12 protein-coding genes are annotated in these 13011 nt (G+C 48.9%); 6 read left to right on the forward strand and 6 right to left on the reverse strand.

Going from position 1 to position 13011, the window contains the following annotated elements; all coding sequences use genetic code 11:
• Window positions 1–27: 27 nt before the first annotated feature.
• Genes MMOL_RS11170 through MMOL_RS11185 form a run of 4 tightly spaced genes read right to left on the reverse strand, consistent with a single transcriptional unit; the run spans window position 28 to window position 2003 of the window.
• The gene (locus MMOL_RS11170) at window positions 28–462 is read right to left on the reverse strand and encodes an RDD family protein (RefSeq protein ID WP_015833145.1); all 435 of its coding nucleotides are present in this window, start codon (window positions 460–462) and stop codon (window positions 28–30) included.
• A gap of 42 nt (window positions 463–504) precedes the next feature.
• Window positions 505–960 (reverse strand): DUF3106 domain-containing protein, encoded by a 456-nt coding sequence (locus MMOL_RS11175; protein WP_015833146.1) that lies wholly within the window; start codon window positions 958–960, stop codon window positions 505–507.
• Window positions 942–1385, reverse strand: coding sequence for a DUF3619 family protein (locus tag MMOL_RS11180; protein ID WP_015833147.1), 444 nt, complete (start codon window positions 1383–1385; stop codon window positions 942–944). Before MMOL_RS11180 ends, MMOL_RS11175 begins: the two co-directional genes overlap by 19 nt.
• Window positions 1386–1397: 12 nt before the next feature.
• A complete protein-coding gene (locus tag MMOL_RS11185) occupies window positions 1398–2003 on the reverse strand; it encodes an RNA polymerase sigma factor (protein ID WP_015833148.1) in 606 nt (201 codons plus the stop codon).
• 239 nt (window positions 2004–2242) lie between these two features.
• Here MMOL_RS11185 and MMOL_RS11190 point away from each other — a divergent pair, with 239 nt between their 5' ends.
• The 3 genes from MMOL_RS11190 to MMOL_RS11200 all read left to right on the forward strand — a co-directional run bounded on the left by MMOL_RS11190 (window position 2243) and on the right by MMOL_RS11200 (window position 5553).
• Window positions 2243–2473: a PP0621 family protein gene (locus MMOL_RS11190; protein ID WP_015833149.1), complete on the forward strand. Its 231-nt coding sequence runs from the start codon at window positions 2243–2245 to the stop codon at window positions 2471–2473.
• A gap of 73 nt (window positions 2474–2546) precedes the next feature.
• On the forward strand, window positions 2547–4139 hold the full coding sequence (locus tag MMOL_RS11195) for a two-component system sensor histidine kinase NtrB (RefSeq protein WP_041928903.1): 1593 nt from the start codon (window positions 2547–2549) through the stop codon (window positions 4137–4139).
• A gap of 16 nt (window positions 4140–4155) precedes the next feature.
• Complete coding sequence (locus MMOL_RS11200) at window positions 4156–5553, forward strand: sigma-54-dependent transcriptional regulator (RefSeq protein ID WP_015833151.1); 1398 nt, start codon at window positions 4156–4158, stop codon at window positions 5551–5553.
• A 152-nt stretch (window positions 5554–5705) separates the two neighbouring features.
• Here the strand turns inward: MMOL_RS11200 and MMOL_RS11205 are convergent, their stop codons facing one another.
• The gene (locus MMOL_RS11205; RefSeq protein WP_015833152.1) at window positions 5706–6707 is read right to left on the reverse strand and encodes a sodium:calcium antiporter; all 1002 of its coding nucleotides are present in this window, start codon (window positions 6705–6707) and stop codon (window positions 5706–5708) included.
• A gap of 74 nt (window positions 6708–6781) precedes the next feature.
• On the opposite strand from MMOL_RS11205, the gene ampD reads away from it, so the two are divergent.
• From ampD to MMOL_RS11220, 3 genes are read left to right on the forward strand one after another with little or no spacing between them, the layout of a single operon-like run.
• Window positions 6782–7327 (forward strand): 1,6-anhydro-N-acetylmuramyl-L-alanine amidase AmpD, encoded by a 546-nt coding sequence (ampD, locus tag MMOL_RS11210; RefSeq protein ID WP_015833153.1) that lies wholly within the window; start codon window positions 6782–6784, stop codon window positions 7325–7327.
• Window positions 7328–7340: 13 nt separating this feature from the next.
• Window positions 7341–8438, forward strand: a complete 1098-nt coding sequence (locus tag MMOL_RS11215; protein ID WP_015833154.1) for an efflux RND transporter periplasmic adaptor subunit — start codon at window positions 7341–7343, stop codon at window positions 8436–8438.
• A 12-nt stretch (window positions 8439–8450) separates the two neighbouring features.
• A complete protein-coding gene (locus MMOL_RS11220) occupies window positions 8451–11606 on the forward strand; it encodes an efflux RND transporter permease subunit (RefSeq protein WP_015833155.1) in 3156 nt (1051 codons plus the stop codon).
• A gap of 102 nt (window positions 11607–11708) precedes the next feature.
• On the opposite strand, the gene MMOL_RS11225 is transcribed toward MMOL_RS11220, so the two are convergent.
• Window positions 11709–12947 (reverse strand): dicarboxylate/amino acid:cation symporter, encoded by a 1239-nt coding sequence (locus MMOL_RS11225; RefSeq protein ID WP_015833156.1) that lies wholly within the window; start codon window positions 12945–12947, stop codon window positions 11709–11711.
• Between the last annotated feature and the right edge of the window lie 64 nt (window positions 12948–13011).

Raw genomic sequence — 13011 nt, forward strand, 5'->3', positions numbered from 1 at the left:
ATGGGTATTAAATTGGTAGAGAAGCGGCTAAATCACGATAATTTTAGACTTGAGCAATCTATCGTGCAAAAACAATCTATCTTTATCCACCAGCGCCCATACAAAGCCCAAGCCGAATAACACCAAACTTAAGCTAGCTAATAGATAACGCACAAAGGCGCTAAATTTAGGCAAAGGCACATTATTTTCTGTCACCACTCTAAAGTGCCAGGCCTGCATCGCGAGCGTCTGTCCGCTACTCATCCAGCACCGAATATAGTACGCACCTAACAGCCCCCATAGCAGTAGCTGTTGTAGCAAGCGCTTAATACCGTGGGTAGCATCGCCAAATACCGCATAGAACAGCCCTGCAAATACAAGGCTGAGCGCGATGATAGCAAGTAGCTCATAAAGCAAACAGGCACTTAGCTTGAGTAAGCTAGGCGCCTGCGATGTAGGGACGGCTGAGTTTTCAGGATGCATGCGGGACTTCGGTGTAATTTCGTTCAGTGTTAGTACTTGGATTTAATTCAAATCTGCATCTGTATAGGCGTCAGGTGATTCTGCGCGTAGCTTTGCCCGCTCGGACTCAGGGAGTTTTTGATATTCCTGCCACTTTTTGCGCAGTTCGCTCTTTTTATCAGCGGACAAGGCATTAAATTGCTGATGCCTCTTCCTTGCATTTTCACGCTCATAAGGGGTCATGCGACTCCAATTGGTCAGGCGCTCCTTCACCAAGGCCTGTTTATCGGCATTCATCTTGGGGTAGTCTCTGGCAATATCCAGCATTTTCTCACGCTGCCATGGGCGCAATGTATCCCATTCAGATGCCAAGGGATTTAACACTTTACGTTGTGTATCATTCAGCTCAGACCAAGAAACATCAGCAGCATTGGCCACTGAAGCTCCCGCTGAAATCCCACAGATAAGCAACGTACATAAAAAAACTAGGCGCTTCAGCTTCAATTGGTATCCAACCATGCAGTAAATCCCTTGTCTGCGTACGCTTCAGGTGGCAAATCAGATGCCAGCAAGAACGCATCGCTACTTTCCATTTGATGACTAACACTAAATTGTTGCACGGCAAACACCGCAAACAACACCACACATACAATCAACAAAGTAGATAATATGCGATGCTGCTCAAAATAATGCCCCCAGCGCCCTCCACGCCATTGCAAGGCATGACCACTACGGTGCAGGCTATGGCCAGCTAATTGCGCTTCCTGACTCACCAACCTGCCTATGGCTAAACTACGTGCATCAGCCAAACGTGCAGCGTGAGCTTCCGTCACTCCCTGGGCATGGCTATCCAGCAACTCCACTATATTGCGTGCTATTTGATCCTCAACGCTGGCGTCTAACACCGTTGCTTGATCGATATATTTATTTTCACTCGCGCTCATTGCTCGCTCCTATTATTTCGAGCCATGGTTGGGGTTCGTTCCGTGATTGGACAATCCCAACTTATCTAGCCCTTGTTTGCGCAACTCTGTAGCTAATGCATGCACCGCTCGCGAGCAATGCGTCTTCACGCTGCCATCGGAGCATCCCATGATCTCTGCTGTTTCTGCGACATCCATCTCCTCCCAATAACGCAACACAAAGGCTTCGCGTTGACGTGCCGGCAACTTTTCTAAAGCACGTTCAATAAGCTGTATGGTTTGGCTACGAGCAATTTGTGCCGACGGCTCTTCGCTATCATCCCCCACATCAATGGTGTCGAGTGGGTCGCGGTCTTCATTATCCTCGCCACTGCCGCCAAAGGCGGATAACAGCGTGGTCCACAAGTTACGCACCTTTTGCCTGCGCCAGTAATCGCGCATCGTATTTTGCAAAATGCGTTGAAACAGCATAGGAAACTCAGAAGCAGGCTGCGCTCCGTACTTATCAGCCAACTTCATCATGGCATCTTGCACGATATCTAGTGCAGCATGGTCATCACGGACAGCATAAGCCGTCTGCTTAAATGCACGCCGCTCAATCGCTGCGAGAAAGTCAGAGAGTTCCTTGGGTGTTGCCATGTTTAGATATTTAACGCCATATTCAGGTTGGTATTTTATACTGTTAACCAAATCATGTGCGTAAGCGCACCTCATATTCAGGCTCACAGTATATCAGGTTTGCCTTTTCCGCCAGCCCAGCCAGTAGCGAACTAGGCGGCTCATCAGCGGCAAAAGTCGCACTGATTAAAAAACCGACACGAACGGCGGTTTTAGTTACAATCTAAACTTAACCATTTAACACTTGAGTTACATTCATTATGTGGAAACTAATTTTTTGGGCTATCGTGATTGGACTAGTTATCCAAGTAATTAAACGCAACCTAAACGCCAAAGCATACCGAACGCCAGAGCGCGACAAGCGAGAAGAGGCTAATATAGAGAGCATGGTGGAGTGCGAGCAATGCCATGTGCATTTACCTAGGTCTGAAGCGTTTTTAGTCGAAGGTAAGTTTTACTGCTCCAAGGCACACATTAAATCCGACGTATAAGCATGCCATTAACAATTAACCAAGATAACTATCACAAAACACTTACACTCAACATACGCCCATGATGGACCTCATGCTTCGTCAACACCTAACCTCACAAAGTGATCTGTCACTACAGGCGCGTACTATTCGCATTATTAATGTTTTCCGACTAATTCTCAGCCTGATTTTTGTATTACTCTCGCTATATCTTGGGCAAAAAAACTGGGGCGAAATGCAAGATGCCTCATTGTTCTTTAGCTTATCCCTAGCCTACTCTCTGTTCAGTTTCACAATGTTGATTGTGGCGCCGCTCAAGTCTTCCGCACTGGTGTTTTTTAACCCGGTGCAAATCATCATAGACATACTTTTCATCATTGCCATTATGCATGCAGCTGGCGGCATGCAAAGTGGTTTAGGCTTGCTGCTGATCATCACCATTGTTACTGCCAGCCTCATCAGTAACGGGCGCTTAGCGTTGTTTTATGCCGCGATTGCTACCATAGGCTTGCTACTGGAGCAAAGTTACCAAATCGCAAAATGGGATCTGCCAATCTCGGGCTACAGCCATCCTGTAATGCTGAGCCTGAGTTGCTTTGCCACAGCCTGGTTAGGCTACAGCTTTGCCAAGCGCATCCTGCAAAGTGAGGCGCTAGCTTCAGCGCGCGGGGTTGACCTAGAAAACCTGGCACAAGTGAATGCGCTGATTACAGAAGAGATGCAAGATAGCGTTATCGTGATCGATCAGTTTTTGAATATTCGCCACCACAACTCGGCCGCCATGTCGTTCTTGAGTGCAACCCAAACCGATGATGGGGAAACGGTTAAGTTAAATGACAGCGCAATCGAAATCGCCAATGCATTTACGCGCTGGATGCACGCTGATACAGCGAACGAGCATCTGATTATTTCAATTAACAATAAAGAACTCAAGCTCAGGTTCGAGCCTGTCAACCACGACAGCCGACTGCACGGTGCGGTGATATTTATTCAGGACTGGAGCCAGATTCAGTCTGCCGCCCAGCAATCCAAGCTGGCCGCCCTGGGCCGTCTCACCGCCAATATCGCGCATGAAATCCGCAACCCACTCAGCGCCATCAGCCATGCCAACCAATTGCTGCAAGAAGAAAACTTTGGCACACAAAATAACCGTATGCTGCAAATCATCGCCGACAATATCCAGCGCATTGATAAGATTATTAAAGACGTGCTGGAACTCAACCGCCGCGACCGCACCAACCAAGAGAAGTTTGAACTCAACCAATTTATCCTAGACTTTTACACGCAGTTTTGCGCGGTAGAGAAAATACCGGCCAATCATTTCCAGATCAGCCTATTCAAGGACGCATTATTTGTCACTTATGACCAGCGCCATTTGATGCAGATTTTGTGGAATTTATCCAAAAATGGCTGGGAACATAGCCGTAAACAAGTGGGCAGTTTAAAGTTAAACTGTACAAAAAGTGGGCGTGCTGGTTTAAACTTGGAAGTAATAGATGACGGTGAAGGCGTGGCAGAAGAAAATCGCAACAAGCTGTTTGAGCCGTTTTACACCACCAAAACCACGGGCAACGGCCTAGGGCTTTATATTTCACGCGAGCTTGCCGAAGCGAATAGCTCGCGTTTAAAGTACCAAAAGCTAGACGAGGGTAGCGCGTTTACACTACAGTTACAAACCACCAACTAAGGGCCATATTTTTAGTATGCAACAAAGACCTAGCTGCTTAATTGTGGATGATGAAACCGATATCCGCGAACTGCTAGCCATGACGCTAGAGCGCATGGATGTTGATACCTATAGCGCCAGCAGCGTGGAAGAGGCCAAAGCCATGCTGAAATTGCGCCCCTATGCGCTGTGCCTTACCGACATGCAAATGCCCAACGGTACCGGCCTAGACTTAGTTAACTATATCAATGAATTTCATTTTGGTCTGCCGGTTGCTGTGATCACCGCGCATGCCAGCGCCGACAACGCAGTATGTGCGCTTAAGGCCGGCGCATTTGATTATCTGGCCAAGCCTATCTCGCTCAAGCAGTTGCGCCCGGTGATTGAGTCTGCACTCAAACTCAGCGCAAAGTCCGGCCAAAGCAAACCCAACACCTTGGACATGATAGGCAGCTCTGAGCCAATTCAGCATGTACGTACCATGATTGCTAAAGTCTCGCGCAGCCAAGCGCCAGTCTATATCAGTGGCGAGTCTGGCAGTGGTAAAGAGTTAGCGGCAAAACTCATCCACCAAAACAGCTCGCGTGCCGACGGTGCCTTTATCGCAGTCAACTGCGGCGCCATTCCTGAAACCCTGATGGAAAGTGAGTTTTTTGGCTACAAGAAGGGTGCGTTCACCGGCGCCAATCAAGATAAAGAGGGTCTATTCCAAGCTGCCAGTGGTGGCACCCTGTTTTTAGACGAAGTGGCAGATTTACCGCTCGCTATGCAGGTCAAGCTGCTACGCGCGATTCAGGAAAAGAAAGTGCGCATGGTGGGTGGCACCAACGAAGATGCGGTTGATGTCCGCATTATTAGCGCTACGCATAAAAATCTAACCGAAATGATGGATGCAGGCCAATTCAGAAAAGACCTGTACTACCGCCTGAATGTGATTCAACTCAAAATGCCTGCGCTGCGTAACCGACCAGCCGACATCCCATTGCTCACCGAAATGCTGCTGAATAAGCTGTGCCAAGCGCAACACATCGCAACACCTAAAATAGATGCACAAGCCCAAGCCTACATTGCCAGCTTGCCATTTCCGGGCAACGTGCGCGAATTGGAGAACATGCTAGAGCGTGCGCTAGCTCTGTGTGACGGCCAAACCATCATCGTAGAGGATGTGCTGACCGAAGGCAGCCCAGAGGGGCAGGACGTGCGCACCAGCCCTATGTTTGATGACCGCAACACTAGCGAAATCAACCTGACGGACTATCTGGAAGAGATAGAGAAAAAGGCCATTATTCAGGCATTGGATAAAACCAACCACAACAAAACTGCCGCAGCTAAGCTACTGGGGGTGACATTCCGCACCTTACGCTACCGCCTTGCCAAGCTTGGCCTGTCCAAAGAGGCTGATACCGATTTAGAAGCAGACACCGAAGAAGGCTGATACTCAGCAATCGATTATCCAGCAACTATCTGGCAATCAAGACTCCCGCCCACTATTACTGCACCAATCAGCGCAGCAATAGCTCAGCCTAGCACTAGCTAAGCTGAGGTAACAGCCAAAACCAAGTAAGCACTAAGCTCGTAAGCGCCAGCCTAAGCAAGCACCAAGCATAGGTAAGTGACGTAAATCGCACCGTTTACCAACAAGTGCCAAACGCGCAAGCCACCTTTTTGCACCAGATAGCGCAACCAAATAGCCGCTACTAATGTTAGTACAATACCTAATAACACTTCACGGCGCGGCTCCCACGGGGTGAGCATAATACCGATAGCCGGTAACAACGTACCTTGAAACACCATCGCACCGGTAATGTTGCCAAAAGCCAGCGTATCCTTACCTTTGCGTATCCATAAAATACTGTTCACCTTTTCTGGCAGCTCTGTGGCAATAGGAATAATCAACAGCGATAGCAGCAAAGCTGAAATGCCAAGCAAGTGCGAAGCTTCTTCTACACCACTGATAAAGCCTTTAGCGCCCCCGACCAGCAGCGCTAATCCCAAGAACAGCTGCACAAAAATGATACCCATATTATTAGGCAGGCCAAGCTTGCATAAAAACATGTCGCCGCCAGCTTCGGTCGCGTGGCCATCTTCCACCAGCGCTTTGGATGCGCGCAAGGTTAGCATCACGTAAACAAAGTAAATCATCACCATAGAAAAGCTTAAGCCATAACGCACTGCGCTTAAACTATGCGGTACAAACATGGCAATTGCGGCAAAACTAAATGCCGCAATAAAGAAGCTCAGGTCACGCGCAAGGCCCGTGCGCTCAGGGCGCAGATGTCCGTTAACCCCTCTACTGCGCCACACGGATACCGCCATCAAACAGATAGACAGCGTAGCCAACATCAGCGGCGCGCCCAAAATAGCCCCTACGCCGATTTCTTCATTGGTCGCCGCATTTTGCGTACCCGCTAATAATGCCAGCAACGGTACTGAAGTTTCTGGCAACGCAGTGCCCACAGCTGCAAATAATGAGCCAGTCACCCCTTCGGAGATGCCTAGCTTTTCGCCTAAATGCTCCAGCGCATTGGTAAACACCTCTGCCGCGATTAAAATCACGATCAGCATCAGTAACAGTTCTAAAAATACCATTTAAATTTCCTTATATTTCAAGCATCACATCATTAATGTTGGCATTTTAAACTGAACTCAGCATAAAATTAGCAATGGCGGAAAATTACACGATAAATAATGATGGTTTTGTAACACAGGCGCAGCAAATTGCATCGCCCAATTTCGATGCGCGCCCTGACCACGAAATCAGCATGATCGTGATTCATAACATCAGCCTGCCGCCCAGCCAATATGGTGGCAATGGCATTATTGAGCTATTCACCAACCAGCTCAACCCCGATGAACATCCGTATTATGCAACTATCCATAGTTTCAAGGTCTCAGCACATTTTTTAATCCGGCGTGACGGCACACTGATACAGTTTGTCTCTTGCTTAGAACGAGCCTGGCACGCGGGTAAATCCAACTGGCAAACGCGTGAACGCTGCAACGATTTTTCAGTCGGAATAGAACTTGAAGGCTCGGACTTTGAGGCGTTTGAAGAAGTGCAGTACCAAACCCTGAATAAATTAGTAGCCAGCCTCAAGCGCAACTATGCGATTCAAGCTATAGTAGGGCATTCCGATATCGCGCCTGACAGAAAAACTGACCCTGGCCCTTATTTTGACTGGCAAAAATTAACCCATCACCACCATTAATCACTACCAATATATGCAAAGAATTTTTAGTCTGGCCGTTTCGACGCTGCTTATCAGCATACTAATTGCCTGCGGTGCAAAAGATGACAACGCCAGCAAACAGGATAAGAAAAACGGCCCTAAGCCGACGCTAGTCACCGTGACCACGGTGCAGAACACGCCAGTAGAAATGACAGAGGATGGCATAGGCTCACTAGAAGGTTTAATTGACCCCACACTCACGGCAGAGGTCGCCGCGCGCATCATCAAAGTCTATGTCAGCCCAGGCGACACGGTAAAACAAGGCCAGCTGATTGCCAGCTTGGACCCCACCGATTTCAACCTGCAAGAGCGTGAAGCGCAGGCTGAAGTAGCTCGCATTGAAGCACTGCTCAGCAATCAGGAGAAAACTGTTGCTAGGAATCAGGCTTTAGTCGATAAAAAGTTCATCTCGCAAAATGCCGTGGACACCAGCCTGGCTGATCAAAAGGCATTAAAAGAACAATTAGCCGCGGCTAAAGCGCGCATCAATACCATACGCAACAGTACGGGAAAAACCAGAATTTTTGCACCTACCGACGGCGTAGTGGAAAAGAAGATTGTGGACACGGGCGAGTACGTAAAAGTGGGCGACCCTATCGTCCAGATCGTTTCCAATAAGCTGCTACGCGCTTACATCCCATTCCCTGAGCGCGTAGGTACACAACTCAAAGCCGGCTTAAAATTACGCCTCACTACCCCTACCAGCAGCACCCCGATTGAAACAGTGATCCGCGAGTTAAAGCCTTTGATTACTGCCAGCAATCGCAGCATTATTGTGATTGCTGACGTTAAAAACGTAGCTGGATGGCAGGCTGGCGCCAGCGTCAATGCCAGCGTGATTCTAGCTGAGCGTAGCGCGGCTATGATGGTGCCGGAACAAAGCGTAGTGCTACGCCCAGCGGGTCAAGTGGTTTATGTGGTAAAAGATAATCAGGTCCAGCAAGCCATCGTCACCACCGGCGCCCACCAGAACGGGCTGGTTGAAATCACCAGCGGCCTGCAAGCAAACGATGCTGTAGTAGTTGATGGTGCAGGTTTTCTCACCGACAAAGCACCAATCAAAATCGCCGACAACTCTGCCAAACCATAAACCCATCATCTCATGACGCTACCTGAACTCTCAATTAAACGCCATGTGCTTGCATGGATGCTATCTGGGGTCATCGTGCTGTTTGGCATTATCGCCTACAACCGTATCGGCGTAGACCGCCTGCCAGCCATCGATTTCCCGGTCATTATGGTCAACACCACCCTGCGTGGCGCCAACCCCGATGTCGTGGACACCAGCATCACCAGCATCATTGAATCCGCCATCAATACCACACCCGGTATTGAGCATATTCAATCCTCCTCCTCACCCGGTGTTTCCAGTATCAGCATTACTTTTGCTTTAGATAAAAATATTGATGTGGCCTACAACGAGGTGCAAGCCAAGGTAAATCAGGTATTGCGTCGCCTGCCCGTAGATGCTGACCCGCCTACCATCCAAAAGGTTGATACCAATGCTTCAGCCGTCATCTGGCTGGCATTGAGCGGTGACCGCACCATACAGCAGCTCAACCTCTACGCCAATAACGTACTAAAAAAGAAATTTGAAACGATTAACGGCGTTGGCGAAGTCTCCATCGGTGGGCGCCGCGACCGCGTGATTCGCGTCAATGTGAACCCTGAGCGCATGGCGGCTTATAAACTAAGCGCCCAAGACTTGGTAGATGCTTTTAATCGCGAACATATCCAGCTGCCGGGCGGCTTTCTGGTCAGCGCCACCGCCGAACAGTTATTAAAGCTAGACCTTGAGTTTCATGACATTAAAGAACTCTCCGCTTTAATTGTTAGCACAAAAGATGGCATGCCCATTCGCCTGAGCGATGTAGCCAGCATAGAAGATGGACTAACTGACAACCGCCAAATCGCACGCTACAACGGCAAGCCCACCGTGGGCCTAGGCATGGTAAAAATCGCTAATGCCAATACCGTAGAGATTATTAAAGAAGTAGAGCGCCGATTAGACCAAGAGATACGCCCCAATCTGCCGCCCGGGCTCAGCCTGGAAATTTCAACCAACGACGCCATTTTCATCAATCAATTAGTGGCATCACTGAAAGAGCATTTGGTAGAAGGCACCCTGTTTGCCGCCCTGATTGTGCTGATTTTCATGCGCTCGTTTAGCTCCACTGTCATGATTTGTCTGGAAATTCCGGTATCGCTGCTGGGCGCAATCGCGGTCATGTATTTTGCTGGCTACACTTTTAATAGCATGACTCTGCTCGCCTTACTGTTGCTTATCGGCGTAGTGGTAGATGACGCAATCGTGGTACGCGAAAGTATTTTGCGCCATATGTCAGGTGAGGTAGGTGAGGCGCTAAGCCCGGCCGATCTCAAAGATCCAGCCAAAGTAGCACTGTTCCGCTCGCAAGCCACCAGACACGGCAGTAATGAAGTCGTGTTTGCCGTGCTGGCTTCATCCTTATCGCTGGTATGTATCTTTGCACCGGTAATTTTTATGAGCGGCGTCATCGGCATGTTCTTCAAGTCTTTTGCCGTGGTGGTCACCTTTGGCGTACTGGTTTCGCTATTTGTATCACTGACCCTCACGCCCATGCTGTGCTCACGCTACTTAAGCGTAACGCACAAAGAAAACGCCGTGTACAGACTTACTGGGCGCGGCTTGGACTACCTAGATACACAGTATAAAAAGCTGCTAAAAATCACCTTAAAGCATCGCGCTTTTGTACTGATTTTCACCGCCATCTTTGTAGCGACATCCGGCTATCTTACACTCAAATATGTAGAAAAAGACTTTGTACCAGAATCGGATGAAAGCAGCTTTAGCATCAGCCTAAAAACGCCATTAGGCTCCAGCCTTGACTACACCGACTCCAGGCTAAAAATGGTAGAAAACATACTCAAAAATCATACTGCCGAAATTGACAGCTATTTTTCTACCATAGGTACCGGCTCACGTGGCCAGGTGAATGAAGGCCGCGTGAATGTGCGCCTCAAGCCCAAAGAGCAGCGCGCCAAAAGCCAACAAACCTTGATCAAAGAGCTCAAAACCGAACTAGACCAGATCCCTGGTGCGCGCGCCATGGCGGCTCCGCCTTCTGTGGTACGTGGGCAACGTTCAGAAAAGCTACAATTCAATTTAATTGGTAACAACCTACAAGAACTAGGCAGCATCTCTAAACTACTGCAACAAACGCTCGCCAACAATGCAGCTATGGGCAAAGTAGATGTAGACGTACAGCTAAACTTACCACAACTCAATGTGGATATTGACCGCGCACGCGCCGCTACATTAGGCTTGAATGCTCAGGAGATTGCCACGGCTATCAGCTTGTATGCAGGCGGCATTAATGTTGCCAAATACAATGAAGCCACTGGTGACGGCCAGCGCTACGACATACGTATCAAGGCCGCTGAAGGTGACCTAAACAACGTGCAGGATTTAAGCAAAATTTACCTACGTAGCGCAAACGGTGAACTGGTACGCCTTGATGCGGTGGCAGCATTTAAACAAGAGTTAGGGCCTGCGGTGATTGGTCGTTACGATTTACAGTATGCCGTTAATTTTTACGCCAACCCTAGTATGCCACTAGGCGAGGCCGTAAGTTTGGTCAAAGACACTGCGGCTAAGATTGTGCCGCCTGAGTTTACGCTTAGGCTCACAGGCCAGGCCGAAGAGTTTGGTAAAACCCTGAAAAATATACAGTTTGTATTTGCACTGGCGTTTCTTCTGCTATACATGGTGCTGGCTAGCCAGTTCAACTCATTCCTGCAGCCGTTACTAGTCATGCTGGCTCAGCCATTAGCGATTATCGGCGGGTTAATTGCATTGCTGATTTCGGGAGATAGCCTCAATATGTACTCCATGATTGGCCTGGTGCTACTGATAGGCTTGGTCGCGAAAAACTCGATTCTGCTAGTAGACTTAACCAACCAGCTATTAGATAAAGTCAGGGAGAGCGGTGCCGTGATTAATACCACGCATATCAATGCCGCTCTACAAGAAGCTTGCCCGGTGCGTCTGCGCCCGGTACTGATGACATCGCTGACCATTATTTTGGCCTTGCTTCCGGCGGCCATTGGCTTAGGTGCTGGTTCTGAAACCAATAAGCCATTATCTGTCGCAATTATAGGCGGCATGGTTTCCTCCACCTTGCTGACCTTGGTAGTGGTACCAGCCGCTTACTCATTGCTAATCGGCTGGGTGAGTCGCTTACATGCGCGCCGCTACCATCCAGAGCCCCATCTATAAGCTATACCACCCTGAGTGAGGGTACCTAATCTATATGGTTGCATAGCAGCCCGTAATCAGTAGTTGCATAGCAAGCTACTAGCTATGCAGATTGATAAGGGCTTAATGCGGTGTATCCGCCGTCAGTTTTTGCACAATTAAGCTACCCACGATATCGCCCTGCACATTCACGCTAGTGCGCACAGTATCCAACAATCGGTCTATCGGCAGCAAAATTGCGATAGCCTCGGCAGGCAAGCCTACCGACTGCAATACCATCACCATTGTTACCATGCCAGCACTCGGAATACCGGGAGCGCCCATCGCCGCTATCATTGCCGTGAAAAACACGATCATCTGCTGTACCAAGCTTAACTCCACGCCCATCAAATTAGCGATAAAAATGGCTGCAATCGCTTCATACAGCGCGGTACCATCCATATTAATAGTGGCGCCCAACGGCACGACAAAACCTGCGATTTCCGGCCTTACTTGCATCTGCAGGGCTGCTCGCATGGTCACGGGCAGTGTGGCAGAGCTGGAGCTGGTAGCAAATGCCGTGAGCAAAGCATCACGGCTACCGCGGAAAAACCATAACGGCGACTTGCCTGTCACTAAATATAAAAGCAATGGCAACACCACCACGCCATGCAGCAAGGTGATACCTACAACCACTGCTGCAAACTTGGCCAACGTATGAAGTACCGCGATATCCTGCACCGCGACTAATTTAATCAGCAACGCCATGATCCCGAGCGGTGCCAAGTACATCACCCAGCTCACAATGAGCATGGTCACGTCTAGCGCCTCTTGCAATAACGTGCGCAGCTGATTAAAGCGCTCGCCACCTACCACTAGCGCCACACCCAAAATAAGCGCAAACATAACCAACGCCAGCACATCCCCTTTCGCCAGGGCAGCAAATGGGTTTACAAACAAACTATGTAAGAATTGTGCAAAATACTCAGGCAGCGGCAGCTGCTTTGCCTCAAAGCCATGCATGGCATCTTTAAACATCGCCACATGCAAACCAGTGCCCGGCTCAAAATAATTAGCCGCCAGCAAACCTAAGATGATGGCAAGCGTCGTGGTCGTCACAAAATAAAGCATAGTGCTCACCCATACTTTGTGCATTTGCTGATGCTGGCGTAAATTAGCCACGCCCATGGAGATAGAGCAAAACACCAAGGGCACTAGTATCATTTTGAGCAGGTCGATAAACAAGGTGCCCACCAAGCTAGCGCTATACAAACTTACTTGCACCAGTGCATGCTGTGTACCCAACACATGGAAATAAAGCCCTAAGGCTACACCGATGATGGATGCCAATAATATTTGCAAATTGAGGCTAGGCCACTTCATCCTGCGATGCCTTTACATAAGAAAAAAGCGCCGAAGCGCCTACAGCTGAATAAAAAAGGGTAAG

The sequence above is a fragment of the Methylotenera mobilis JLW8 genome (assembly GCF_000023705.1).
GTDB classification, from domain to species: Bacteria; Pseudomonadota; Gammaproteobacteria; order Burkholderiales; family Methylophilaceae; genus Methylotenera; species Methylotenera mobilis.

What these genes read in the sequence shown, in the direction of transcription:
- MMOL_RS11220 (WP_015833155.1), top strand. Translation starts at nt 8,451, where the DNA reads ATGACGCTACCTGAACTCTCAATTAAACGCCATGTGCTTGCATGGATG.
- ampD (WP_015833153.1), top strand. Translation starts at nt 6,782, where the DNA reads ATGGCGGAAAATTACACGATAAATAATGATGGTTTTGTAACACAGGCG.
- MMOL_RS11170 (WP_015833145.1), bottom strand. Translation starts at nt 462, where the DNA reads ATGCATCCTGAAAACTCAGCCGTCCCTACATCGCAGGCGCCTAGCTTA.
- MMOL_RS11205 (WP_015833152.1), bottom strand. Translation starts at nt 6,707, where the DNA reads ATGGTATTTTTAGAACTGTTACTGATGCTGATCGTGATTTTAATCGCG.
- MMOL_RS11185 (WP_015833148.1), bottom strand. Translation starts at nt 2,003, where the DNA reads ATGGCAACACCCAAGGAACTCTCTGACTTTCTCGCAGCGATTGAGCGG.
- MMOL_RS11175 (WP_015833146.1), bottom strand. Translation starts at nt 960, where the DNA reads ATGGTTGGATACCAATTGAAGCTGAAGCGCCTAGTTTTTTTATGTACG.
- MMOL_RS11190 (WP_015833149.1), top strand. Translation starts at nt 2,243, where the DNA reads ATGTGGAAACTAATTTTTTGGGCTATCGTGATTGGACTAGTTATCCAA.
- MMOL_RS11195 (WP_041928903.1), top strand. Translation starts at nt 2,547, where the DNA reads ATGCTTCGTCAACACCTAACCTCACAAAGTGATCTGTCACTACAGGCG.
- MMOL_RS11180 (WP_015833147.1), bottom strand. Translation starts at nt 1,385, where the DNA reads ATGAGCGCGAGTGAAAATAAATATATCGATCAAGCAACGGTGTTAGAC.
- MMOL_RS11215 (WP_015833154.1), top strand. Translation starts at nt 7,341, where the DNA reads ATGCAAAGAATTTTTAGTCTGGCCGTTTCGACGCTGCTTATCAGCATA.
- MMOL_RS11200 (WP_015833151.1), top strand. Translation starts at nt 4,156, where the DNA reads ATGCAACAAAGACCTAGCTGCTTAATTGTGGATGATGAAACCGATATC.
- MMOL_RS11225 (WP_015833156.1), bottom strand. Translation starts at nt 12,947, where the DNA reads ATGAAGTGGCCTAGCCTCAATTTGCAAATATTATTGGCATCCATCATC.